Genomic DNA, 23,757 nt, shown 5'->3' on the forward strand with positions numbered 1-23,757 from the left:
TTTATGTATTAAATTTTTATTTTTTCAGGAGGATACATATTATGAAAAAGAATAAAAAGTATAGATGGAGGATGAAATTAGCTACATTGGTTTTAAGTTCATCTGTACTTTTTTCAACAATTGACACAGCATCGGCGGCAACTTATACAGTAAAATCTGGTGATTCTTTATGGAAGATTGCTAATCAGTACGGTGTTTCTTATCAAACTTTAATGAAATGGAATAACTTATCTTCTTCAACCATTCGCGTTGGACAAAAGTTAAATCTCAATACTACATCAACATCAACAGTTAAACCAAAACCAATATCTACACCTAAACCATCAGCTAGCATTGTACAAATTGCTAAAAAACAATTAGGCGTAAGATACACATTTGGTGGAAGTAAACCGAGTACAGGCTTTGATTGCTCAGGCTATGTTACATACGTTTTTAATAACGCTGGCATTTCGACTGCTCGTAAGTCAGCAGCAGGTTTTTATAGTACAGCTAAAAAAGTAAGCTCACCCCAAGTAGGTGATTTAGTATTTTTCTCTAATACGTATAAAGCTGGTATCTCACATGTAGGCATTTATATTGGAAATAACCAAATGATTAGCGCCAGTGACGGTGGTGTTTCTGTCGCTAACATCAAGAGCACTTACTGGAAAAAACATTTTGCTGGATATGGTCGTTTATAGTGCAAAGAAAAACAGTTGGGATATCCCAACTGTTTTATTTTGCACTTATACATGCGCTACTTTTTTCAATTTTTTAATTATGCCTCGGCATAATTGCGACCAGAGGCTTTAGGCCAACAGATGTTTTTTGCGCTAAAGCGTAGTGCTAACGCAGCGTCAGCAGAGGGTTTTGTTTGCGCGAAAGCGCAGCGTCAGCAAGATGTTGATCACTCAGTCGTTGCCACAGGACGTGGCGTTCTTAGACTGAGTTCCTCTTTTAAGCGGATGTTTGCCCGCGGAAAGAAGTTAAACGCGCTAAATAAATGATAAAGACAACGACTAGTATGCCTGCTCCAATTAGATAAACAGAGCCATAGCCAGCTTGCACGGCCACCATTCCTAAAATATAAGAGCCGAGTGCAATGCCCAAGTCAAACATCGTAAAGTACGTTGCGGTTGCATAACCACTACGTGTATGTGATGCAGACTGTACCGCTAATGCTTGTAAGCTTGTATTCACCGCTCCGTAGCCAATTCCAACAAAGATGGCTGCACATAAAAACAATACCGGCCCTGCGACAAATGCAAGCATAACAAGTCCGATTGCAAAAAATAGTATACCCGGCAGTATAACAAATTGCGGCCCTTTTGTATCATAAAGCTTACCTGTATATGGCCTTGTTATAAGCATTGCCGCTGCAAAAACCGCATAAAACAGACTCGCAACATCCATTAAATCTTTTTGCTGTGCGTACACTGATAAAAACGATAAAACACTCGCATATGAAAAAGCTACTAAACTAGCAATAGCCGCTACCGGAAGTGCATGACGTTCAAATAAATCATTAAATTTAAATGTCAATTTACCTTGGTGTTTAGGCTTAGGTAAATCATCCGTTTTCATCGTTACAGCTAGGATGCCCCCTACTAATATGCAAATACTCATAACAATAAATAGTACATTAAAGCTGCTATATTGAATAAGTAGTAAACCGATAAATGGCCCTATAACTACAGCTAGGTTAGTAGACATTGTAAAATATCCTAGACCTGCACCTTTCCGATTGGCTGGCACAATATCCGCTGCTAATGAGCCGGCTGCCGTTGTAATAATACTAAAGAAGATCCCTTGAAAAAAACGTAATCCTAGTAAAAGTCCAAAAGGATGTATAAATAAATATAAAACTGTACATAAAAAATAGCCGATAATTGAAATAACTAAAAGTTTTTTCTTCCCAAATACATCTAATAACTTACCAGAAAAGGGACGAACGATTATAGCCGATAATAAAAATCCTGACAGTAACAATCCCGCTTCCTTGTCAGTCTGGTGCAACTCACCAATCGCATAAAGCGGCAAAGTCGTTACTAATCCATAAAAAACAAAAAATACCGAGATATTTGTGAAAAAGAGACTAATAAATCGCTTCGTCCATATTTTTGTATTTCCCTCTTGCTGCATATCTATCAACCTTTCATTTTTTCCAATAAAATCATAAATTGCTGCTGTTCCTCTACAGTCAATGCCCCTACCATTTCTTCCTCAAATGCTAAAATGGTTTTAGTAATAACAGGCAAATGTTCCTCTGCATATGGAGATAAGGTAACAATTTTTTCTCGTTTATCTTCACCATTTATTCTTAGCACCCAGCCTAAATCCTCAAGTCGAGTTATTGCTCTTGTAATACTCGGCGCTTCAACGTTCAAATACTTCCATATTTGTGTTAATGTCATTGATCCGTGATTATGTAAACAATATAAAATAGTCCATTGTGAGCTATACAAATTATGCTGTTTCAGTACTTCATTTAAACAATTCGTTATATAACGACTTTTTTGGAATAACGCATGAAATAAAGGATTCATGATTGTGACCTCCCACATTTATTTATCTAGCTAAATAAATACTATACGCCTCATTTTTTTCGTTGTAAAGCAAGCTGTTTATGTAGTGCATTTAGTGGCAATGTTCCAGAGTCGACTGGCGCGGATTCTCACACAATTAACAGCGATTACACTACTTCTTCTAGCTTTTCTATACTATTAGAAGGGAATTATTTGAAAGTGTCGAATTTAGCTACTAGATTACAATAAAAGGAGATGGAAGCATGGGGAAAAAGGTATTAATACTTGCAGGAGACGCAGTTGAGGCTTTAGAAATTTTTTATCCTTATTATCGTTGTCTTGAGGCTGGCTATGATGTAACGATTGCAGCACCATCCGCAAAGAAGTTACAAACTGTATCGCACGATTTTGTCGATGGAGTTGATACTTACATTGAGCGTACAGCATATGGCTTAGAAGCGCACTCATCCTTTGCCGAAGTAGACCCAACACAATTTGACGGACTCATCATTCCTGGTGGACGAGCGCCGGAATACATTCGTTTAAATGAGCATGTTCCAGCACTAGTGACCCATTTCTTTGAAGCAAATAAACCAATCGCCGCTGTATGTCACGCAGCACAAATTTTCGCGACTATTCCAAAAGTTCTGCAAGGACGTGAGCTAACTGCTTATATTGCCTGCAAGCCAGAGGTTCAAGTAGCAGGAGGAACGTATATCGATGCTAATCTTCATACAGACGGCAATTTGATTAGTGGTCATGCATGGCCAGATTTACCTGGATTAATGCGAGAATTTATTCATAAGCTAGAAAACTAATAGAATGAGGATGCCTGAAGTTAGGCATCCTCTTATTTTATGAAGTGATTTCTTGGAATTCAACTTTTACTAATTTATTTGTATTGGTTACATATTTGATTCGAACTTGTACACCGAATTCCTTGTCACTTAGTTTTATCCAAAGCTTAAATTTCTCAATCGTGGTGTCTCCTTTAACCTCGCTTCCCTCATGCAAATAATCGAGGATTTTAGCTTGAGGATATTTTGCCTGCGTTTCTTTTATCGCTACTTTTCCCCATTGAGCATGGGCTGGTATTTCTTGCTGAGCATAGACACTTGTTGGGAGGTAGGTCGATACGGCAAACAATACAAGAGAGAATCCTAGCATTACAAAAAATTTTCGCAAGTGAATCAACCTCTCATATTTTTTTGGGATAAAGTCGCCAAAACAGCATAAAATAAGTGCTCCCTAAGTATTTTTTCAATTTACTTAAGGAGCAGTTTTTATTATCTTTTGCTGGATTGTTTTGGCTGCTGAGGATTGTTATGAATTACTTGATTAAATTCGGCTGAATATTCTTCACGATCATTTCTTTTATGTGTATCTTCTTTCTTTTTCTTTTTGAAGCTTGTTTTACCCTTCTTTGCCATTTTTTTGCCTCCACTATTTGTTTTTGTTGGACTGTTGATTTTTCTTATGGTTCGTTTTATTATCTTTATTTTTGGCCTTCGCATCGAATTCTGCAGAGAATTCTTCATTTAAATTGTCATTCGGGTTATTGTTATTACTATTTGATTGATCGAGGTCTATTTTTTTGTAGGTATCAAAAGGATTATGCGTTCTAATGTTCATTGTTTTATTGTTATTTTTGTTGTTTTTATTCGTATTTCTATTGCCCACGGATGTTCACCTCCTAATTGTAATGTGCTCAGGATAGAACGATTTATGCTTTGGGGATTACTGCAGGCATTGCCAAAAAAAAATGTACATCACCAATATTAATTAGTAATGCACATTGTATTTAGACAATCGTATATTCAGTTATATTTAACAATGCACCGACTGCGCCAGAAAAACCGTGGTCATTTATAAAGATTGGTGTATGTTTTTTCGTTCTTGTGTAATTGGCAATAACACGTGCAAGATGATCATTATTACTTAAAGTTGAACCGATATAAACGATATGCTGAGCATTTTTCTCTTCAGCATATTGAATACTAAGGGTAGTAATAACTTCACCAACAAGACCTTGTACAGTTGCAATAATATCTTCTGTTGGATGTTTGACTGACTCGGTAATACCAACTTTACCAAAATTACTAGCTGTCAAATGCCCATCAATAGGTGTGTCCATCCCTTGGTAAATATCCTTTACAAGTAAATCAATACTTTCACGATTTCCCATAGAGGCCAGATTTCTTATTTCATTATAATCCGTGATTCCCGTTGTAAGCGCTGACAATCCAATCAATGTTCCACCACCAACGCCTGTCCCACCAACACGGACATGCGTATTATCTTCCATATAATGAATTGAAGTACCAGTACCAATATTCGTAATCATACTTCGCTCGAAAAAGTAGCCCTCTTTATGCAACAAAAATCGAACGCCCTTTAAAGTGGCTTCAAACTCTACTATATAATGAATCGATTTCATTGTTTTAATGACATCAAGTAATTGTTCCGTACGCCCTCCCGTAACTCCAATATCCTCAATATCTGGATGATTAATAATCCAATTCTTCACAGCGAGCAAATCATTTGACGGGAAAGTTGTTAAAACAAGCTCGTTATGCTCATCTAAATAAGCAACTTTTGTCAATGTTCCTCCTGCATCAATACCTATAGCCTTTGGCATACCATTCTCCTTTGACTTTACGTACAATCTCTATTTCAGATGGTGAGATATATACTAGATTTTGCTTTTATTCAAGAGGCTTTTAGATGCCAGTTGAATAACGTTCATGTCTCCACAAATGTCACGGATTTTGCAAGGAGTTATTGTACCAAAATCCGATGTATTGTATTTAAGTACCGAAAGCAAACAACAGCAACAAATGTTTTCTGTGCGGAAGCGAAACGGCAGCCGCAATTTCTCGAAAGATGAAGCTGCATATTTGTCCTTCCTAAACTTTAACGCTGTTGAAATAATTGTGCAATAACTTAGCAAACTTTCATGAAAAAAACACGAAAAACATCAAATTCCTACTATTATTTACGCGATTTTCGCCGCATTTTTATAACTTTAACATTATTCTATTAAAAAAACAAAAGAAGCGAAAATACGCTAATACATTTTCACTTCTATAGGAATTCTTGCAATTAACGAGCCAGATATCCTCATCATTCACTAGGTAATTTTTGTCGCCAACTTAAACATTTTCTCCAGTGCCATTGCCATCTTTGACGCCCAACCTATACTATTCGCAACTTTGTTATCCATCCTTTCTATCCCATTTGAAAATAGTTAAATATAAATTGAACAATCTGTTTTATCTTTCTTCACTTTTACGATACGATATACTATAGATGCGTTACCATTTGAACGGAGGAATACAAGTGAAAGAGCAAAAGAAACTTTACAAAGAAGCGATGCAAGTTTTAAAGGAAACTAGTCGCACTTTTTATATACCAATTACTTTTTTAAAGAATGATTTAAAATTGTCTGTGGCAGCCGCTTATTTAGCAATGCGCGCTATAGATGAGATTGAGGATCATGAAGAACTTTCAAATGATGTAAAATTTGATTTACTAACTGCAACAAGTGAATTATTAAAAGATACATTTAATGCCGAAGCTTATGAAGCATTATTAGCGCCATATGCAGATCAGCTACCTGAAGTATCTCTTCGTTTAGCAGATTGGCTAATATTTTGTCCTGAAGGCTCACGTAAAATTGTTCAAGCTTCAACGAGTGAAATGGCATTCGGAATGGCAAAATGGGCAAAGGCAAACTGGCAGGTTCATACGCGAGAGGATTTAGATGATTATACATACTACGTTGCTGGGCTTGTTGGGACAATGCTGTCTGAACTTTGGGCGTGGGGTGCAGACATTCAAACAGATCGCGATTTAGCAATTGGCTATGGTCGAGGTCTCCAAGCAGTCAATATTTTACGCAATCAGCACGAAGATCTGGATGAGCGCGGCGTAAGTTTCGTTCCTGATGGCTGGACACGCGATGATTTATTTGCATACGCGGAGGAAAATCTTGCGAAAGCGGATCAATATATGAAAGATATTAATAAACGAACAGTATTATTATTCTGTCGATTACCGCTTGCCTTAGCTCATAAAACATTGAAGGCGATGCAAGATGGTCGTGAAAAAATGACACGAGCAGAAGTAGAACAAACAGTTGAAGAAGTACAGGCCGACTAAAACCAGCTTCTTTAAAAAAGAGCCCTAGTACGAAAAAAATTTCGTACTAGCGCATCTTTTATACTGTCTGTATAAGCTTAATCATAATTTCATAGCTAAAAAAGACTGAAAGTATTGTTAACAACATAAACACTACCTTTTCAGCTTTACTACCCGTTTTTGTAGTAATGGGTAGACGCACTGAAATGGATACTGGGAAGAACAGCTTAACACCCTTCTTCGTCCCCATATCAAGAAGTATATGACTGGCCATTCCTAATAAAATACCTAGTGAAATGGCTTTGTAAGGAATAAATGTATGTAGTAGCATCCCAACTAGAAATAAAAAAAGCAAACTATGTGTAAAGGAACGATGTCCAAACATAGTATTGACAATCTTTGAAATGATGGGAAGCTTCCTCCCAATTTTACTGCCGCCATGGCAAATATCTGGAAGTAATGCACCGATAACGCCTGCTCCTACTAAAACAAGCGGATTATCATTAGAAATTTGTGCAAAAGCAAGGCTTGCCGTGATGCCTCCGATAATATGTGTATTCCCTTGCATATTTACTTCCACTCCTTATGTCTCTATATTTTTACCTTTCTTAATTTATCACACTTCACCCCGAAAGGGAACATATATTCCGAACAAACAATCCCTTTTTTTAAAAATTTACCCGAAATAATAACTCTCATAAAAAATCAGAAACATTTCAGGTTCTTATTGTATATATAGGAGGATTAGAGATAAAAATGAGTATTGGAGGTTATTTATGAAATCTATCAAAGGAATTTTGTTTATTATACTAATCATGAGTGGTAGTGCTTTCCTATGGTATTTTGCTACACCTATAGAACCTATCCATGCTATTAACAGGCTTAGTCATATTATTGGAGGCATGGCCATTACGGGCTTCTTTCTTGTCTTCTTTTTAGCAACAAGAATAAAAATTTTTGAGCGTTGGTTCCACGGGCTAGAGAATGTTTATTTTTATCATAAATATTTAGCAATATTTTCACTACTATTGGTGATTATCCATGGGCAATTACAAGGTATAGTCCCTCGCTTCGATAAAATAGAGAGAACTTCATTCAGTGAATTTGCGAAAGAACTTGGGTCACTTGGCCAATATGGCTTCATTGCGCTTATTTTAATTGCGCTTTTAGCTAAATTTCTAAAATATGAACATTGGCGGATCTTTCATCGGTTATTACTTATCCCATATACATTTGGAATTTATCATGCCTATTTTTCAAGCAGATACGATTTATTACAGCCTACACCTTTAGGTATTTTTACCGTAATAACGGCTACTATTGGATTTATGTCAGCATTATTTATGTTGACGATGTATCAGGATATGTTTTTTAAATATAATGGCAACATTACGGGGATCAAAAAATTGGGGCCAAATGTTATTGAACTGGAACTCACACTTGATAAAACATTAATGTATCGACATGGACAATTTATTTTTATCAAGATTTTGCAAGATGGCATAGAAAAGGCGCCTCATCCATTTTCAATTTCGGGTGGCAATGGAAAAAAAGTAATTATCTCTATGAAGGTACTTGGTGATTTTACAAAAAAAGTATATGATGCCGTTCAACTAAATACACCAGTCACCCTCGATGGTCCATATGGTCATTTTAATTTTGAAAATGCGTCACAGCAACAAGTTTGGATAGCAGGTGGCATAGGCATTACTCCATTTTTATCTTATTTGCAATCACAGCCCGTCGATCGTAATATCGAGTTATTTTACACTTATCACGGTGAAGACAACGCAATCTATAAAGATTTTTTACAGGAGTATGCTCAAACTAATCAACAATTTAGAGTGAACTTTATTGATACTGCCCAAATGGATAGGCTTTCATTTGAACATTTTTCAGTGCCAGTTCATACGAGTATTTTTATGTGTGGCCCCAAAAAAATGCTTAAACATTTTGTCAAGCAATTGAAAACCTGCAATAAAGATTTAAGCATTCACTTCGAAGCATTTAAATTTAAGTAATAAAAAAACATAAATTTAAAACTCTCTAATTCGAGCAATTTACTTGGAATTTTAAAAAGGATATCGTATAGTAAAAATCTCATCAAAATTAAAGGAGATTTTTTAACATGACTACAACTAAAAGTTATTTAAATAAAGTAATGCACGATCGAAAATCTGTTCGTAAATATGAGTCGAATTTTAAAATTTCACAATCTGAATTAGAGGAATTACTTGTTGAGGCAACCACCGCTCCATCCTCGAGCAATTTACAACCATGGCGCTTTTTAGTCATCCAAAATGAAACAGTAAAAAAAGAACTACGTTTGATTGCTAATAACCAGGAGCAAGTAGAAACTGCGTCTGCTATCATTGCGGTATTAGGCGATACTGAAATGTACAATAATGTAGAGGAAGTCTATACAAAAAACTTCGAGCTTGGCTACATGGATGAAGCAACGAAAAATATGATGATTGAAAATTCATTAAAGCTTTATTCAAACCTTCCTAAAGAAGTTCTAAAAAATATAGCTACATTTGATGCTGGCCTAATTTCTATGCAAATCATGCTTTTAGCAAAAGAAATGGGCTACGATACGGTTACAATGGGTGGCTTCAATAAAGAGGCTTTTGCGAAACGCTTTGAATTAACAGATAATCTAGTGCCTATTGTCTTAATCGCAATCGGAAAAGCAGCAACACCGGCTTACGGCTCTTCTCGTTTAGCGTTAAATGACATTGCAAAATTCATTTAAGACTATAGAAAATGTTCTTTTTAGAATAAATATGATACACTGACTATAGAATAAAAAAGACTGGATGCGTTCACATCCAGCCAAAAGCAACAATCATGCCGCAAACATAACGGCTGACCAAGTTAAAGTTCATAGAATTAGCCACCTTACTTAGCCGGCAGGGTGGCTATTTCTTTTTATTTTGAGAGACAATAATGCTAAGCATCAGTGTAAGTACTGCAATTAGTAAAAGACTGCTCTGTACAATTAAACTGAATGCTTCAAATACTGTCATCCGCCTCACCCCCTTTCAAAAGGGAGTTCAGCCGCCACCTGCATTATGAATTGTTGCTATTGCTAGTCTACCAATTTTATGAAATATATTCTACGGAAAATCATCAGAAAATCCATGTTTTTTTAACTTGTATCGTTAGTCTGGTAAAAGACTCTACATTTGCCGCTTCATGAGCCGAATCCCGACTAAATTTGTGCCTAATATACACGTAGGAATGGCCTTTGTTATTCTGGCAATTTAGCTAATGACTCTTTCAAAAGCTGCAGTTCGGGCATTGATAACGTAACACCCTTCCCCATCTTTGTATGATCGTCCGACCAATCTCTAATATCGTATTTCGGTTCACGATCATTCCAACTAATTAAATTCAATTCTTTTTTCCAGCCTTTATTACCCTCCGATAACACCGCAATCGTTTCAATAATTTCGTATTTAATTTCTGCCATATGTATTCCTCCTTAATGTATCTGTAATAAAAACTATATCTTGAAATAATAGGATTATCAAACGTGACAACGCATGAAATAATGGACTTGTATAGAAACTAGATCGTGAAATCTGGACTTTTCTATGGCCTTCCTTAAAAAAATCAAATTATTACTTCAATTTGTGTACTTTCTGTGGTTTCTATACTTCAAGTACTAATGGCAACAACCTTAATCCCAATTTAGTCTTTGCCCCATTAAAATTCCTTCAACGCTCAATAAAAAAGATGACGCCTGCACGATACACGATACAGTCATCATCTTTTTTTAGTTACCTAAAGCGTAATGTCTTTTATAAAGAGCACACATTATATTATTGTTAGTTTTTCTTTTTATTATTTTGTAGGCATCATTTCAATTTGATCAACAACGAATTCATTCTTGGCACTATCGAATTTATATGTGATATTGAAATCACCTACATATACTGGAGATACCCCTACAGATCCAGGCATGTTTAACTTTATTTTTTGATTTTCCAATGTATAAATAACTACACCGCCGAATGCAAGCTCATCTTGATTTAGATTTGGCGCTGGATCAAAATCATAATCAAATTTAGATTCTTTTCCTTGCGCTGTAGCTGTAATCGTTAATGTACCATCGTCATTTTTAACAACTTTTGATTTAATTTCATTAGCAACAATGTCTTCATAACTTTGTACTTTAATCTCTGATAAATCCTCAACATTAATAACATGAATATCATAGTTATCTAATCCTGTTCCTCGTCCCGTTTGGATTATAACTACGGCTTCTTCCTTATTATCATTTGTAAGATCTGTATAGAATAGCTGGGGTTTAGTTCCTGTATTAGGGATTTCCCAGTCAAAGTTTTTTTGTTTACCCTCAATATCCAAAACTACGCTTTTTATTTCATTGTTTTCTTCATTATGTGCGTAAAGTTTAACTTTTTTATCATCTGAAGCCTCAATTAATTTTGCATCATTCTGTTGCTCTGACTGCGTTGTTTCCTGTTCACCAGAAGCCTTTACTGTACTTGTTGTTGACTTATCTAAACTGCATCCAGATAGTGTAAAAATACTCAACAACATCAATATTCCAATTTCTTTTTTCAATTTCTATGCTCCCCTTCTCCTATTATTTTACACGTGCTACATGCAATATAACATGTACTCTCTCCAACTGTAAAATAAAGGATAGGAACAACATTCATTAATAAAAATAACATCACCGAAGGCTTTAGGTCAACAGATATTCTTTTGTGCTAAAGCGTAGTGCCAACGTAGCAGTAACAACAAATGTCTTTTGTGCGAAAGCATAGTGCCAACGTAGCGGCAGCAACATTACTACCGAACTAGGAAGTAACGACAAGGTTAGGCCATCCTTTGTCATTACTTCCTTTTTTGGTTCAATCCGGTTGTCTTATAATCCGATAACAAAAACACATTATTATTATCAATAATAGCTTCAGGAAAATGATGTGAATATGTTATTACCATTAAATTCCGGATATTTTTTACTGTAGATTTATTACTTTAGCACTGTTATCATAAAAAAGTATTTTTTAGAAAGGAGGTTATCTTGTGTACGATTCTTATTATTACGATGATTTTGATGCGGCTCTCGGAGGTATATTTATCATTATTATGTTAATTGGCCTTATGTTAAGTATTGTAAGCTATGTTATTAGTTCACTCATTTATTATAAGGCAGCAAAAATAAATGGTTTTAGCGATCTAGCTTATATTGCATGGATTCCAATTATTAACGTTTATAGCCTTTTCTTATTAACTGCAAAGGGTGAAGATAACGCAACTGTTCGTGGTGCAGCGAAAAAGAATGCTCTTATTTACGTAGGATTAATACTAGTTTCATTTATCCCGCTTATAGGTATTATTGCTTCATTAGGTCTTTTGGGCTTTACTTTGTATTTCACGTATCGCCTCTTCTATCGTTGGACTGGTGAAACTGGCAAAGCTATACTTTATATCATTTTATCATTCATTACATTCGGACTATTTTATTATATTTACGGCTTAATGAAAATGAATAAACCTTTCGTTGCATAAATACATATGCAAGTACAAAAACCTCTTTAAACCTTTAAAAGGGTTTAAGAGGTTTTGAACTTAATTTTACTATGGAATCTCCTGATTTTTAGTGAAGACCTTATCTCACGTTTTAACTTTTGAATTTTGGAATCCTCGATCCTACCATTGTAGTTATAGTTTTTATTTTACATTAACATCAAAAACAAAAGTCTCTTTTCCTTTATCCCATGTTACCTTAAGTTCATAAATATAATGTCCTTCTTTAGATGGCATTGTTATTTTATAATCATTCATTTCAACATTATCAATTGTACCATCTTCATTCTGTTTAGTTATTGTAATAAAAGAAGGGTTTTTTTCAATTTCAAAATTTAATATCTCCTTTTTTTCGACATCTATTGTTTCAAAATCATCAGCTAATTCATTTAGATTACGAGAACGCATTTCTGTTATTTTTACATCGCCTTCATCCCATTCGAAATTACTTGAAATCATTGTATATTGTTCTCCATTCACAATAACTTTGCCTCCAGGCTGACTAACAGTACCGTTTGGAAAACCGTTACATCCACTCAAAAGAGTAACAATCAAAATGGATAAAATTATTTTTTTCATTCCATCACCCCTATAAATAAAATTATAGACCGATCATAGTAATGTTCTTCAGTATCCTATGTAAATGTATATCATTATAATTTTAGCTTCCCTCTTCATCCTTTACTTCAATTAAATATATACCTTTCGAAAAACCTCCGCGTCGCCTCTTCTTCCGAGTACGTATTTGTTCTAATTGTTTGTAGGAAACATCGTACATTTGTATAGCTGTATGTACTAGTTCTAAAATATCCGCAAGTTCCTCAATGGCTTCTTTTGGAGAGGCTGCCTTGTGAAATTCTAATGCTTCTTCTTGCATTTTCACTTTTATTTCTTCTAAATGTTCACTCTGCTCTAAAAGTCTTATGTTACATGTTTTACCCCTCGCTTCAATTACTTGTGGAATTAAATCACGTACTAATTTATTGTATATCGGCATGTCCCCTGTCTCCCTTGTAACATCTTATTTTTCACCATATTTCTGCTGAATCGTTTGAATATGTTGTTTTTTGACTTCATCGGATACTTGCATTTGAGGCACAAGCTTATTGTAAATCGCTTGAATATCGTCCTGAGAGAAAAGTTGTCTTGCAGTTTGCTTTTGCGTTTGGATAAAACGCCTTAAATTCTCTCGTTTTATAATATGTACATTTTGGGAAGTTACCGCCACTTTTTTCAAAGTACAGCGCTCACTAAAGACAATGACTGAATGAATTGCTTCTATAGGAAGTTCTAAGAAATCTTGAATTGCACGTATATGCGTAGCATTTTGACGGATTGGATTGAAAAATTTATATTTTTTCTTATTCGGCATTGTTTGTGTCCATTGCTGTTGTGTTTCATTGCCAAAAATCCAACCACTATAGTTTTTGGACTCAATCACATATAGTCCCGTTCGATCAATAAATAGAAGGTCAATTTCCGTTAATTCATCTGAATTTCTCTTTGGAACATATACATTTAATAACTGCCTATGGCTTTGTAAGGCATGCTTCTCAATAATTCTCGATGTTAAGTATTCACCATTTCTCCCTTTATTGAATTTAACTGCAAAGAAATTATTTTTTGTCAGTTTATAATAGACACTTTTTCGATAATTTTTGTCCATGAGGTAAAAGCTTAAAACTATTAATACAAAGAAAATAATTAGCAACATAAATCCCCCTATCTCATTATTTTTCACTCCATAAAAAACAATAATTCCCAAAACTATTATACCAATTTTACCAATTATGTTTTTACATCCTTCAACTATTTCCCTTATCAATTACCACCGTATGTTTGAAAAGGAAGTTAGCTATCAAAAAGTATGCTATACTTTAATTAGAATATTTAGAATCTACAAAATTTAATGCAAAGGGGTTTGATGATAGTGTATGAAAATATTTTAAGACACCCTGGGCCTACTCCTATCCCAAAAAAGGTTCAGCTTGCGATGAATCGTGATATTATCAGTCATCGAAGCAATGAATTTGTGGAGCTTTACCGCGAAACCATTGAATTAGTAAAACCTGTCTTCGGGACAAAACAGGATATTTTACTCCTTCCATCAGGTGGTACGGCTGCTTTAGAAGCTGCAGCGATTAACACTGTTTCTGCAGGTGAAAATGTTGTTGTAATCACTGTCGGAGCTTTCGGAGACTATTTCGTTTCAATTTGTGAGAAATATGGCTTTCATGTACATAAGCTTGAAAAAGAATGGGGACAAGCTTGCACAGCTAAAGAGCTACGAGAATTTTTGCAGCCGTTACAAGATATTAAAGCTGTTTTTATCACATATAATGAAACTTCGACTGGGATCATAAACCCAATTGCTGAATTAGCAGAAGTTGTTCGTGAAGAAACGGATGCATTATGTATTGTCGATGGTGTTAGTTGCATAGGTGGAGCTCCTGCTGAAATGGATGCTTGGGGCATCGATGTTCTTGTTACGGGCTCTCAAAAAGCCATGATGCTACCTCCTGGACTTTCCTTAGTCAGTGTAAGCGAAAGAGCTTGGAAAGTTATTGAAGAAAATAAAACACCATCTTATTATTTAAACTTATTGAGCTATCGTAGCTGGGCAGAAAAAGGAATGACTCCAAATACGCCTACTGTCACACTAATATATGGACTCCACGAGGTATGTAAGCTTATAGAGGAAGAAGGAGGCATTGAACATACAATTGCTCGCCATGAACTAATGAAAAACATGGTTCGTCACGCAATGAACGCCCTTAATATTGAACTTCTCACTACTGATGAGCATGCTTCTCCGACCATTACAGCAATTATGGCACCAAAAGGAATAGCACTTGGAGACTTCTTGTCGCATTTAAAGCAGCAATATCATTTAGATTTCGCTGGAGGACTTGGTCATTTGCAGGGTAAAATTTTTAGATTCGGTCATATGGGCTATTGTTTCCCAAGTGATATTTTACAGGCTATTTCTTTAATAGAGGCAGCACTGCAAGACTTTGAATATGACTTTGAGCTAGGTGCAGGTGTGCGGGCAGCACAGGAAGTATTTTTATCCGCTCAGCGAAAACATTGCCACAATAAAGTGAAACTTTAATCAGCGGGGTCGTCTTCATCCCCAGAGGTTAGTCTTTACGTATCGGGCTTATGCAAGCAGTTTATCTCTCACATCAAACTGGTTGTTTTCACTCTTACTGCTTGTAATATGGGATAAAGCTTCAAACCTTCAAATCTGTGTATGGATTGGGAGGTTTGTTCATTTATTTGAGTTAATTTCATAAATTTAATCCCTTTAGTTTCAATGAATCCGAAACAAACTTTTTGTTATAGTTTTTTATATTGGGGCTGGGAGATAAATAGTCTCAAGAAGAAGTGAAAAAAGTGAAATCGCTTCGTCGATTTCACTTTCTTCGTAAATAAATAGTTTACAAATTTTATTTGAGTAATGTGAGAGTTGTTGCGATTGCATTGTCAATAAATGATTTTTGTGGTTGAGATTTCATCATGACTGTTAATCCAATTAACGCCACAATTAGAGCCTGCGCTAAAGACTTCGCATCCGTTTCTTTCTCTAACTCACCCGATTGAATTCCTCGTTCAATTGTCTCCTGAAAAATGACGGCTAAATAAAGTTGATGTTCTCTCGTTAAGATTTCAAATCTCTCATCATGAGGAGCTAGTTCAACCATTGTATTGATGCAAAAACAGCCGTTACTAAGATCTTTCGTATATTCAGCAGCAATCACTTCTTCAAAAAAATTAGCAAATGCCTGTTTTACAGAAGAATGACCTTGAAGTCTAGCTCTTATTTCAGCTGCACGAGATGTCGTATACCTACGAAGTGCTGTTTCGAATAGTTCTTTCTTATCACCAAAGGTTGAATAAATACTCGGACGTTGAATCCCCATTCTAGCAGTGAGATCACTTAAAGAAGTAGCTTCATAGCCCTTCTCCCAAAATAACTGCATGGCAGCCTCTAAAACTTTTTCCTCATCAAATTCACGGGTTCTTGCCATAAAAAATCCACCTCCATTGTTTAAGAGTTAGTGAGTTTGTCACTTTGAAATTTAAAATACCAAACAGTATGTAAATATTGTATAATCAGCTGCATTTATTGTCAATTTTCATTGTAATAGGTAAATGGGAAGTAAAATAATTTCAAATAAATCCTTGACATTATGAACAGAGCTAAGATATATTTACCAATATTCATATTGTACCGAACGGTATGTTATGATTAAAGTCTAATAACGAACGGAGGAAATGGTGTGGACAATGATCTGAGGCAAGAAGTGGATGCATCTGTGATGAATCTACAACCTTCTATGTCTAGAACTGTAACTTTATTATTCGCAACTGCCTGCGGAATGTCTGTGGCCAATATTTATTTCGCACAGCCGTTGCTTGATCAATTGTCTAATGAATTTAATATTGATCACTCAACAATAGGTATTGTAATTACCATTACGCAGATCTTTTATGGGTTAGGCTTATTACTTCTGGTGCCTCTTGGAGATTTACTAAACCAACGACGCTTGATTATCGGACAGATCCTATTATCCACAACAGCATTGGTTATAGTTAGTACCGCTTCTTTTAGCGTGGTGCTTTTTACAGGTATGGCCTTAGTAGGTCTACTTACAGTTGTGACGCAGACACTTGTGGCGTTTGCAGCAACTATGGCTTCCCCTACAGAACGTGGACGCGTTGTTGGTATTGTTACAAGCGGAATCGTCATTGGCATTTTGCTTGCTCGAACCTTCGCTGGTCTATTAACAGACCTTACAGGATGGCGCTCCGTCTATCTAGTCTCTGCCATCCTTATGCTTGTAATGGTTTGTATGTTTCTGAAGGTCTTACCAAAGGTTGAGCGTGAAGTAAGATCACTCCCCTATCATCAGCTAATTAAATCAGTGTTCACTCTGTTTATGCAAGAAAGAACATTACGTATCCGCTCAGTTCTAGCCATGCTAATTTTTGCTGATTTCAGTATTTTGTGGACTTCACTTGTTCTGCCACTTAGTGCGCCACCATTAGCTCTTTCACATAGTGTAATTGGCGCATTTGGCCTCGTTGGTGTGGCTGGTGCACTAGCTGCTGCACAGGCCGGAAAACTGGCTGATCGAAGTTACGGACAAAGAACGACAGGTATTGCTTTAGTTCTTTTACTCATTTCATGGTTTTTTATCAACTATCTAGAACAGTCTTTATTGGCATTAATTGTAGGTATTGTATTGCTTGATTTGGCCGTACAGGCAGTACATGTCACTAATCAGACGATGATTCTTCCATTACGTACAGAGGCACGGAGTCGACTTACTGCTGGATATATGATGTTTTATTCCATCGGAAGTGCCGGTGGCTCAATCGCTTCTACACAGATGTATGCACACTTTGGTTGGGAAGGAGTTTGTTTCCTCGGAGCTTTAATCAGTGCAATTTCCCTTATTTTTTGGGTTACAACTAAAAAGTTTACAAATTATTAATTTTGACAAGGAGAGATAACAAATGGAAATAGGAATTACCTCTTTTGTAGAAACAAAACCAGATGTTCATAGTGGTGAAGTGATTAGTCATGCACAACGTCTTCGTGAAGTGGTTGAAGAAATCATTCTTGCAGATCAAGTCGGGCTGGATGTGTTTGGTGTCGGCGAGCACCATCGAGAAGATTATGCTGCAGCCTCTCCAGCAATGGTGCTATCTGCTGCAGCTCTACAAACAAAAAAGATTAGGCTTACAAGTGCAGTAACAGTTCTATCTTCAGCTGATCCCGTACGTGTCTTTCAGGATTTTTCCACATTAGACGGACTATCAAATGGACGCGCTGAGATTATGGCCGGTCGGGGTTCCTTTATCGAATCCTTCCCCTTGTTTGGCTACAATTTAAATGATTATGATGAACTATTTGAGGAACATCTGGACTTACTTCTCAAAATTCGCGAGTCAGAAAAAGTAGTATGGGAAGGTAGACATCGATCAGCAATCAATAATTTAGGTGTGTATCCAAGACCTGTTCAAAGCTCCTTACCAATATGGGTTGGTAGTGGAGGAAATCAACAATCTGCCATCCGTGCAGGACTTTTAGGATTACCACTTATGCTAGCAATCATTGGTGGCAGTCCAATGCAGTTTGCACCTATCGTACAGCTCTATAAAAAAGCAGCTGTTCAAGCAGGGCATGATCTATCAAACCTTCAGGTGGGATCTCATTCAATTGGTTTTGTTGGCCCGAATACTGAATGGGCAGCGGATACATTTTTCCCCTCAACAAAAGCGGGCATGAATAAATTGGGCAAAGAACGGGGTTGGCGATATTATGATCGCTCTAGCTATGATGCTGCACGAAGTTTTGAAGGGGCGTTATATGTAGGTGATCCAGATACAGTTGCTGAAAAAATCATCCATCTTCGTAAATACGTAGGGATTACACGTTTTATGCTGTATGTACCATTAAGTACAATGCCACACGATCAAGTTATGCAAGCTATAGAATTGCTCGGAACAAAAGTTGCTCCTCGTGTACGTGAGGAAGTTGCCAAATGGGAGGCGAAAATGGCACTAGAAGGGCTTCCATTTCTTTAAGATATATTTTTAACAGGAGGAATTTATATGACGATCAACAACCGAGTCTTACCAGAATTAAGACAGGCTTACTCCCAATTTCCAGGGTTTCGGTTGGAGAAAGATTTAGCATGGAGTCGAAATCTCTTGTCCACCCCACCTTCGAAGAAGTCAGAACTAGTACACACATCAAATCGTATGATTCCCAGAGGTGATGGAAACGAGATGTTGGTTAAAATTTATGAACCTGTTGAACGAAATATCAACCAGCTTCCAGCGATGCTTTGGATTCATGGCGGTGGTTTCGTTATGGGACACTCTGATATGGATGATATTTTATGTGAACGCTTTGTTCAGACTGCTAATTGCGTTGTCGTTTCGGTAGATTATCGACTCGCTCCTGAGCATCCCTACCCGGCAGCTATAGAAGATTGTTATGCAGGGTTAGTATGGATGACAACTGAGGCATCTGCACTTGGCATCGATGTCAAACGGGTGGCGATTGCAGGCGCAAGTGGTGGCGGAGGGCTAACAGTAGCTCTAGCATTAATGGCTCGCGATAAAGAAGGACCTTCAATTATATTCCAGATGCCACTGTATCCAATGCTCGATAACCGAAATGAAGCACCTTCTAGCTACGAGATTACCGAGGATCATGCAACGTGGAGTAGAATTAATAATTTAACCGCTTGGCGTATGTATTTAGGTGAGGAAAAGGACACCCATGAGCTATCTCCATACGCGGTCCCTTCAAGAGCAGATAACTTAGCAGGATTACCTCCAACTTATACATGTATAGGTCAACTCGATATATTCCGAGATGAAACCATTGAATACGTGACACGTCTTGCCCAAGCAGGAGTAGATGTTGAATTCCACCTCTACCCTGGTAGCTTCCATTGCTTTGAAGTCTTTGTGCCAAATGCGGAAGTAAGTCAACGAGCTAGTCAGAATTATTTAGATGCTATGGCACGCGCTCTTTATTCTTAATATCGAATAGCCCTAATCTTTAAATGAAGCCCTCTCTGACTGATTTAACTGCGTAAGAGAACGATAAACCTAAGTAAAATTGCCATTTAGGCCAATATTTCATTGTATGATCGACTGAATAATCTTTTAAAGCTAGAATTATGAATATAAGTGCATTTTCAAAAGCTAAAAGTGTTATACTAATAAGCACGTTATAAATTGAGGAGTTTGACAGTATGAAATATTTTAAACCACAAATGCAGCAACTTGTGAAAGAAAACCGTGAATTACATGATCGCCTAAAAGAGTTAATGGCCGAAATGGATTTGCAAAAAAATTATGCTTTAAAAGCGCTATATCACGCTGAAGTAGCGGACGGTGGACGCTATCAGCAAGATTATCAAGCGTTGGACTATTTATATAAATAACTCTCAATGAGCAAAAACACTTTTAATAATTGCCATTAATGAATAAATATTTGAGATCAATTTTTTAAAAGTAATAAACGCAAGAATGTTAATTCCGATCGCATTCTTGCGTTTTCTTATTAACTACCTTAATCATCAATTCTTGCTGCTTGCACTACCTTTGCCATGTATTCCTCACGCATTTCCACCGGCACCATACTTCCACCTGTTGCCCAAACAAGATGGGTAGCTTGCTCCATCTTATTAACTAAATCATGCTTTTCTAAATAACTTTGTCCATTTTTCATTAATTGAATTGGTCCGAACATCCCTGCATGTGCAGACGGCTCTAAAAATAACTCTTCAACTTCCATAGTTATTGCAAGCGATTTAAATAATTCCTCATCTTTTACCGTGTAACAGCCACTAATATAAGTTTCCATTACTTTCCCAACGAACTTAGACGCGCGGCCAACAGCAAGGCCATCTGCTTCAGTTTTATTATCAAGACCAATATCTTCTACACTGATGGCGTCATGTAAACCTGTCATTAAACCAATTGTCATACAAGGAGAAGCTACGGGCTCAGCGAAGAAAATATGGGCATGTTCTCCAAAAATTTCACGTACGCCGTATGCAACACCGCCTGGTCCACCACCTACACCACACGGCAAATACACGAACAATGGATGGGCTTCATCTACTGTAACATTCGTGTTTTCAAACTGAGCTTTTAAACGTTTCGCCGCCACTGCATAGCCAGCAAATAAGTCCTTCGAATTCTCATCATCAATGAAATGGCACTTAGGGTCTAGTTCAGCTTCTCGACGCCCTTGTTCCACAGCGACGCTATAATCAGCTTCATATTCAATCACTGTCGCACCTTTTTCACGCAGCAATGCTTTTTTCCACTTTTTTGCATCACTCGACATATGTACAACGACATTAAAGCCGAGTTTTTTGCCCATAATGCCGATACTTAATCCTAAATTACCTGTAGAACCTACGGCAATTGTGTATTGCTGGAAGAATGATTGAAAATCATCTGTTGCCAACACTGCATAATTGTCCTCTTTTGTTAGTTTGCCACTAGCGATGGCAAGGCGCTCTGCATGCCTTAATACTTCAAAAATACCCCCACGAGCTTTAATAGAGCCTGAAATTGGCAAGGTATGATCACATTTTAAGATCAACTGACCTGGTATTAAAACGTCAAATTCCTTTTCAAGAGCTTTCTTTATCAAAGCTATGTCTTGTATAGGTGATTCAATAAGTCCTTTACTTTCCAAAAGCTCAGGAAATGCAATAGTTAAATAGGAAGAAAAACGTTTAAGTGATTCTTCCGCTTCCTCAACCTCTTCCATTGAAAAAAGATTGGTTTCCCCCTTTTTTTTTCGATTTGTATTTTCCCATAGCACAGTTTCATGATTCGCTAGCTCTTCTAATCTCGAAAATCGGTTAAATAGTTCGTGTTTAAGTTCATTTTTCACCTTTAGATTCCTCCACTTTTTGAGCTAAAATCGCTCGTTCACAAATTTGTCGAAATTTCAATTCGAACGAAATATTGTTTTCTTGTGTTCGTTTTTTCGGTCCCCTCGTACGTCCACCTGCACGTCTAATTTTTTGTCCAACATGGCGCATATCGAGCAAACGTTCGATATTTTCATCGGACATCTCTCGTCCATTTTGATCGATTGGATAACCACCTCTTGCCAAAACCATTGCTGCTAACCCGTAATCCTGTGTAATGACAATATCATGTTTTGAAAGCGCATTCACTAGCGTAAAATCAACCGAATCTGGCCCCTTAGGAACAATAATTGTTATTACATTATCACGTTCAACACGATGGGATGTATCGCAAAACAAGATTGTTTCAATCTCAAACTCAGATGATATGGATAGTGCTAAATCCACGACTGGACAAGCATCAGCGTCAATTAAAACCTTCACAATAAAGCATCATTCCTTTCTCATAATTAGATAGATCAATCACACTATTATAATTTCAATATAATAAATTCTTACTCCCATTTGTTCAATTTTTCACAAACTTAAGACTGTTAAAAAAAGTATTTTATTGAATAGTGTGAAAAATAGATATACGATACACCTATCAACTAACTGGAGGTTTTTTACTATGACAACTGTAACTGTAAGCAACGAACAATTAGCAAAAGAATACGTTGATGGCGTATTTGAGCAACTAAAAAACCAAAATAGTTATCAAGCAGAGTTCTTACAAGCAGCTGAAGAAATTTTTATTTCATTAGTGCCTGTATTTGCACAACACCCTGAATATATAAAAGCCAATATCTTATCTCGTATCGTTGAGCCAGATCGAATCATTTCCTTCCGTGTTGCTTGGCAAGATGATAATAATCAAGTTCAAGTAAACCGTGGTTACCGTGTGCAATACAATAACGTTATGGGGCCATACAAAGGCGGCCTTCGCTTCCACCCTTCCGTAAATGAATCCATTATTAAATTCTTAGGCTTTGAACAAATTTTTAAAAATGCTTTAACAGGCCAACCAATCGGTGGTGGTAAAGGCGGCTCAAACTTTGACCCTAAAGGTAAGTCAGATTCAGAAATCATGCGTTTCTGTCAAGCATTCATGACTGAATTATACCGCCATATTGGTCCTGATGTCGATGTTCCAGCAGGTGATATCGGTGTTGGCGCTCGTGAAGTTGGCTATTTATGGGGTCAATATAAGCGTATAACAAAAGCAAGTGAATCTGGTGTATTAACAGGAAAAATTCCTGGCTATGGTGGCTCTTTAGCTCGTAAAGAGGCAACTGGTTATGGTACTGTTTATTTTGTAAATGAAATGCTACAAGATGCCAACGATTCATTCGAGGGTAAAACAGTTGTAGTTTCTGGCTCTGGTAACGTTTCAACATATGCAATTGAAAAAGCACAATCCTATGGTGCAAAAGTTGTTGCTTGCTCTGACTCTTCAGGCTATATTTACGATCCAGAAGGTTTAGACCTTGATGCAATTAAAGAAATTAAAGAAATAAAAGGCGATCGTATTTCCACTTACTTAAACTATCGTCCAAATGCTACATTTAAAGAAGGCTGCACGGGTATCTGGACGATTCCTTGTGATATCGCGCTTCCATGTGCTACTCAAAATGAAATTAATGGCGATTCGGCTCGTACTTTAATTGAAAACGGCGTAAAAGCTATTGGTGAAGGTGCAAACATGCCATCAGATTTAGAAGCAATTAACGAATTTTTAAATGCGGGCGTATTATTCGGTCCTGCAAAAGCGGCTAATGCCGGAGGTGTTGCAGTATCTGCTCTTGAAATGGCGCAAGATTCAAGTCGCGTATTCTGGTCATTTGAAAAAGTAGATGCTAAATTACACGAAATTATGAAAAATATTTACGCAGATAGTAAAGCTGCTGCTGAAAAATATGGTTACCCCGGGAACCTTGTCGTTGGCGCGAACATCGCTGGCTTCGTAAAAGTTGCTGATGGTATGCTTGCTGAAGGCGTATATTAATAACTTTAGCCCACTCTAAGATGATAACGAATATTCGTTATCATCTTATTTTTTAATAAGAAAAATGTTAAAATACACGTGA

At 36.7% G+C, this 23,757-nt stretch carries 28 protein-coding genes; 12 read left to right on the forward strand and 16 right to left on the reverse strand.

Going from position 1 to position 23,757, the window contains the following annotated elements; translation table 11 throughout:
• The first annotated feature begins 41 nt into the window (after positions 1-41).
• The gene (locus ACVYAD_RS04165) at positions 42-680 is read left to right on the forward strand and encodes an NlpC/P60 family protein (RefSeq protein ID WP_476424798.1); all 639 of its coding nucleotides are present in this window, start codon (positions 42-44) and stop codon (positions 678-680) included.
• Between the two features lie 256 nt (positions 681-936).
• Here the strand turns inward: ACVYAD_RS04165 and ACVYAD_RS04170 are convergent, their stop codons facing one another.
• Together ACVYAD_RS04170 and ACVYAD_RS04175 are read right to left on the reverse strand one after the other, a co-directional pair.
• Positions 937-2,121: an MFS transporter gene (locus tag ACVYAD_RS04170; protein ID WP_349658805.1), complete on the reverse strand. Its 1,185-nt coding sequence runs from the start codon at positions 2,119-2,121 to the stop codon at positions 937-939.
• A 5-nt stretch (positions 2,122-2,126) separates the two neighbouring features.
• Positions 2,127-2,525, reverse strand: coding sequence for a MarR family winged helix-turn-helix transcriptional regulator (locus ACVYAD_RS04175; RefSeq protein WP_476424800.1), 399 nt, complete (start codon positions 2,523-2,525; stop codon positions 2,127-2,129).
• A gap of 242 nt (positions 2,526-2,767) precedes the next feature.
• Here ACVYAD_RS04175 and ACVYAD_RS04180 point away from each other — a divergent pair, with 242 nt between their 5' ends.
• Complete coding sequence (locus tag ACVYAD_RS04180) at positions 2,768-3,322, forward strand: DJ-1/PfpI family protein (protein ID WP_476424801.1); 555 nt, start codon at positions 2,768-2,770, stop codon at positions 3,320-3,322.
• Between the two features lie 37 nt (positions 3,323-3,359).
• Here the strand turns inward: ACVYAD_RS04180 and ACVYAD_RS04185 are convergent, their stop codons facing one another.
• The 4 genes from ACVYAD_RS04185 to coaW form a co-directional block, all read right to left on the reverse strand.
• The gene (locus tag ACVYAD_RS04185; protein WP_349658808.1) at positions 3,360-3,689 is read right to left on the reverse strand and encodes a DUF3889 domain-containing protein; all 330 of its coding nucleotides are present in this window, start codon (positions 3,687-3,689) and stop codon (positions 3,360-3,362) included.
• A 101-nt stretch (positions 3,690-3,790) separates the two neighbouring features.
• Positions 3,791-3,934: a hypothetical protein gene (locus tag ACVYAD_RS04190; RefSeq protein WP_170938888.1), complete on the reverse strand. Its 144-nt coding sequence runs from the start codon at positions 3,932-3,934 to the stop codon at positions 3,791-3,793.
• A 13-nt stretch (positions 3,935-3,947) separates the two neighbouring features.
• Complete coding sequence (locus tag ACVYAD_RS04195; RefSeq protein ID WP_386827991.1) at positions 3,948-4,184, reverse strand: hypothetical protein; 237 nt, start codon at positions 4,182-4,184, stop codon at positions 3,948-3,950.
• A gap of 121 nt (positions 4,185-4,305) precedes the next feature.
• The gene (gene coaW / locus ACVYAD_RS04200; protein ID WP_386827990.1) at positions 4,306-5,142 is read right to left on the reverse strand and encodes a type II pantothenate kinase; all 837 of its coding nucleotides are present in this window, start codon (positions 5,140-5,142) and stop codon (positions 4,306-4,308) included.
• Positions 5,143-5,843: 701 nt separating this feature from the next.
• Here coaW and ACVYAD_RS04205 point away from each other — a divergent pair.
• Positions 5,844-6,665, forward strand: coding sequence for a squalene/phytoene synthase family protein (locus ACVYAD_RS04205; RefSeq protein WP_476424804.1), 822 nt, complete (start codon positions 5,844-5,846; stop codon positions 6,663-6,665).
• A 58-nt stretch (positions 6,666-6,723) separates the two neighbouring features.
• On the opposite strand, the gene ACVYAD_RS04210 is transcribed toward ACVYAD_RS04205, so the two are convergent.
• Complete coding sequence (locus ACVYAD_RS04210; protein WP_349658812.1) at positions 6,724-7,212, reverse strand: metal-dependent hydrolase; 489 nt, start codon at positions 7,210-7,212, stop codon at positions 6,724-6,726.
• Positions 7,213-7,420: 208 nt separating this feature from the next.
• Here ACVYAD_RS04210 and ACVYAD_RS04215 point away from each other — a divergent pair, with 208 nt between their 5' ends.
• Both ACVYAD_RS04215 and ACVYAD_RS04220 read left to right on the forward strand, forming a co-directional pair.
• Entirely contained in the window at positions 7,421-8,665 is a 1,245-nt protein-coding gene (locus ACVYAD_RS04215) for a ferredoxin reductase family protein (RefSeq protein WP_476424806.1), read from the forward strand.
• 107 nt (positions 8,666-8,772) lie between these two features.
• A complete protein-coding gene (locus tag ACVYAD_RS04220) occupies positions 8,773-9,399 on the forward strand; it encodes a nitroreductase family protein (RefSeq protein WP_349658814.1) in 627 nt (208 codons plus the stop codon).
• A gap of 166 nt (positions 9,400-9,565) precedes the next feature.
• Here the strand turns inward: ACVYAD_RS04220 and ACVYAD_RS04225 are convergent, their stop codons facing one another.
• The 3 genes from ACVYAD_RS04225 to ACVYAD_RS04235 form a co-directional block, all read right to left on the reverse strand.
• The gene (locus ACVYAD_RS04225; RefSeq protein ID WP_240518187.1) at positions 9,566-9,673 is read right to left on the reverse strand and encodes a putative holin-like toxin; all 108 of its coding nucleotides are present in this window, start codon (positions 9,671-9,673) and stop codon (positions 9,566-9,568) included.
• A gap of 224 nt (positions 9,674-9,897) precedes the next feature.
• Positions 9,898-10,119, reverse strand: coding sequence for a YdbC family protein (locus tag ACVYAD_RS04230; RefSeq protein WP_349658815.1), 222 nt, complete (start codon positions 10,117-10,119; stop codon positions 9,898-9,900).
• 374 nt (positions 10,120-10,493) lie between these two features.
• Positions 10,494-11,237 (reverse strand): hypothetical protein, encoded by a 744-nt coding sequence (locus tag ACVYAD_RS04235; protein WP_349658816.1) that lies wholly within the window; start codon positions 11,235-11,237, stop codon positions 10,494-10,496.
• 468 nt (positions 11,238-11,705) lie between these two features.
• Between ACVYAD_RS04235 and ACVYAD_RS04240 the strand changes: the two genes are divergently transcribed.
• Positions 11,706-12,191, forward strand: a complete 486-nt coding sequence (locus ACVYAD_RS04240; protein ID WP_476424809.1) for a hypothetical protein — start codon at positions 11,706-11,708, stop codon at positions 12,189-12,191.
• A 162-nt stretch (positions 12,192-12,353) separates the two neighbouring features.
• On the opposite strand, the gene ACVYAD_RS04245 is transcribed toward ACVYAD_RS04240, so the two are convergent.
• The 3 genes from ACVYAD_RS04245 to ACVYAD_RS04255 all read right to left on the reverse strand — a co-directional run bounded on the left by ACVYAD_RS04245 (position 12,354) and on the right by ACVYAD_RS04255 (position 14,034).
• The gene (locus ACVYAD_RS04245) at positions 12,354-12,788 is read right to left on the reverse strand and encodes a membrane lipoprotein lipid attachment site-containing protein (RefSeq protein ID WP_476424811.1); all 435 of its coding nucleotides are present in this window, start codon (positions 12,786-12,788) and stop codon (positions 12,354-12,356) included.
• An 82-nt stretch (positions 12,789-12,870) separates the two neighbouring features.
• Positions 12,871-13,206: a pyrophosphohydrolase domain-containing protein gene (locus ACVYAD_RS04250; protein WP_476424813.1), complete on the reverse strand. Its 336-nt coding sequence runs from the start codon at positions 13,204-13,206 to the stop codon at positions 12,871-12,873.
• A gap of 24 nt (positions 13,207-13,230) precedes the next feature.
• On the reverse strand, positions 13,231-14,034 hold the full coding sequence (locus tag ACVYAD_RS04255) for a nuclease-related domain-containing protein (protein WP_476424815.1): 804 nt from the start codon (positions 14,032-14,034) through the stop codon (positions 13,231-13,233).
• 105 nt (positions 14,035-14,139) lie between these two features.
• On the opposite strand from ACVYAD_RS04255, the gene ACVYAD_RS04260 reads away from it, so the two are divergent.
• Complete coding sequence (locus ACVYAD_RS04260; protein WP_476424817.1) at positions 14,140-15,321, forward strand: pyridoxal-phosphate-dependent aminotransferase family protein; 1,182 nt, start codon at positions 14,140-14,142, stop codon at positions 15,319-15,321.
• Positions 15,322-15,658: 337 nt separating this feature from the next.
• Here the strand turns inward: ACVYAD_RS04260 and ACVYAD_RS04265 are convergent, their stop codons facing one another.
• Positions 15,659-16,240: a TetR/AcrR family transcriptional regulator gene (locus tag ACVYAD_RS04265; RefSeq protein ID WP_386827980.1), complete on the reverse strand. Its 582-nt coding sequence runs from the start codon at positions 16,238-16,240 to the stop codon at positions 15,659-15,661.
• Positions 16,241-16,531: 291 nt separating this feature from the next.
• On the opposite strand from ACVYAD_RS04265, the gene ACVYAD_RS04270 reads away from it, so the two are divergent.
• From ACVYAD_RS04270 to ACVYAD_RS04285, 4 genes are all read left to right on the forward strand, one after another.
• Positions 16,532-17,710, forward strand: a complete 1,179-nt coding sequence (locus ACVYAD_RS04270; protein WP_476424934.1) for an MFS transporter — start codon at positions 16,532-16,534, stop codon at positions 17,708-17,710.
• 22 nt (positions 17,711-17,732) lie between these two features.
• Complete coding sequence (locus ACVYAD_RS04275) at positions 17,733-18,806, forward strand: LLM class flavin-dependent oxidoreductase (protein WP_476424820.1); 1,074 nt, start codon at positions 17,733-17,735, stop codon at positions 18,804-18,806.
• Between the two features lie 27 nt (positions 18,807-18,833).
• Complete coding sequence (locus tag ACVYAD_RS04280; protein ID WP_476424821.1) at positions 18,834-19,775, forward strand: alpha/beta hydrolase; 942 nt, start codon at positions 18,834-18,836, stop codon at positions 19,773-19,775.
• 215 nt (positions 19,776-19,990) lie between these two features.
• The gene (locus ACVYAD_RS04285; RefSeq protein ID WP_053482024.1) at positions 19,991-20,182 is read left to right on the forward strand and encodes a hypothetical protein; all 192 of its coding nucleotides are present in this window, start codon (positions 19,991-19,993) and stop codon (positions 20,180-20,182) included.
• Between the two features lie 128 nt (positions 20,183-20,310).
• Here ACVYAD_RS04285 and ACVYAD_RS04290 read toward each other — a convergent pair whose 3' ends face one another.
• Together ACVYAD_RS04290 and ACVYAD_RS04295 are read right to left on the reverse strand one after the other, a co-directional pair.
• Positions 20,311-21,651: a D-serine ammonia-lyase gene (locus tag ACVYAD_RS04290; protein WP_476424823.1), complete on the reverse strand. Its 1,341-nt coding sequence runs from the start codon at positions 21,649-21,651 to the stop codon at positions 20,311-20,313.
• A complete protein-coding gene (locus ACVYAD_RS04295; protein WP_197144149.1) occupies positions 21,641-22,114 on the reverse strand; it encodes a YaiI/YqxD family protein in 474 nt (157 codons plus the stop codon). Before ACVYAD_RS04295 ends, ACVYAD_RS04290 begins: the two co-directional genes overlap by 11 nt.
• 187 nt (positions 22,115-22,301) lie before the next feature.
• Here ACVYAD_RS04295 and gdhA point away from each other — a divergent pair, with 187 nt between their 5' ends.
• Complete coding sequence (gene gdhA / locus ACVYAD_RS04300) at positions 22,302-23,675, forward strand: NADP-specific glutamate dehydrogenase (protein WP_349658825.1); 1,374 nt, start codon at positions 22,302-22,304, stop codon at positions 23,673-23,675.
• The last annotated feature ends 82 nt before the right edge of the window (positions 23,676-23,757 follow it).

Source organism: Lysinibacillus sp. G1-3, assembly GCF_056322905.1.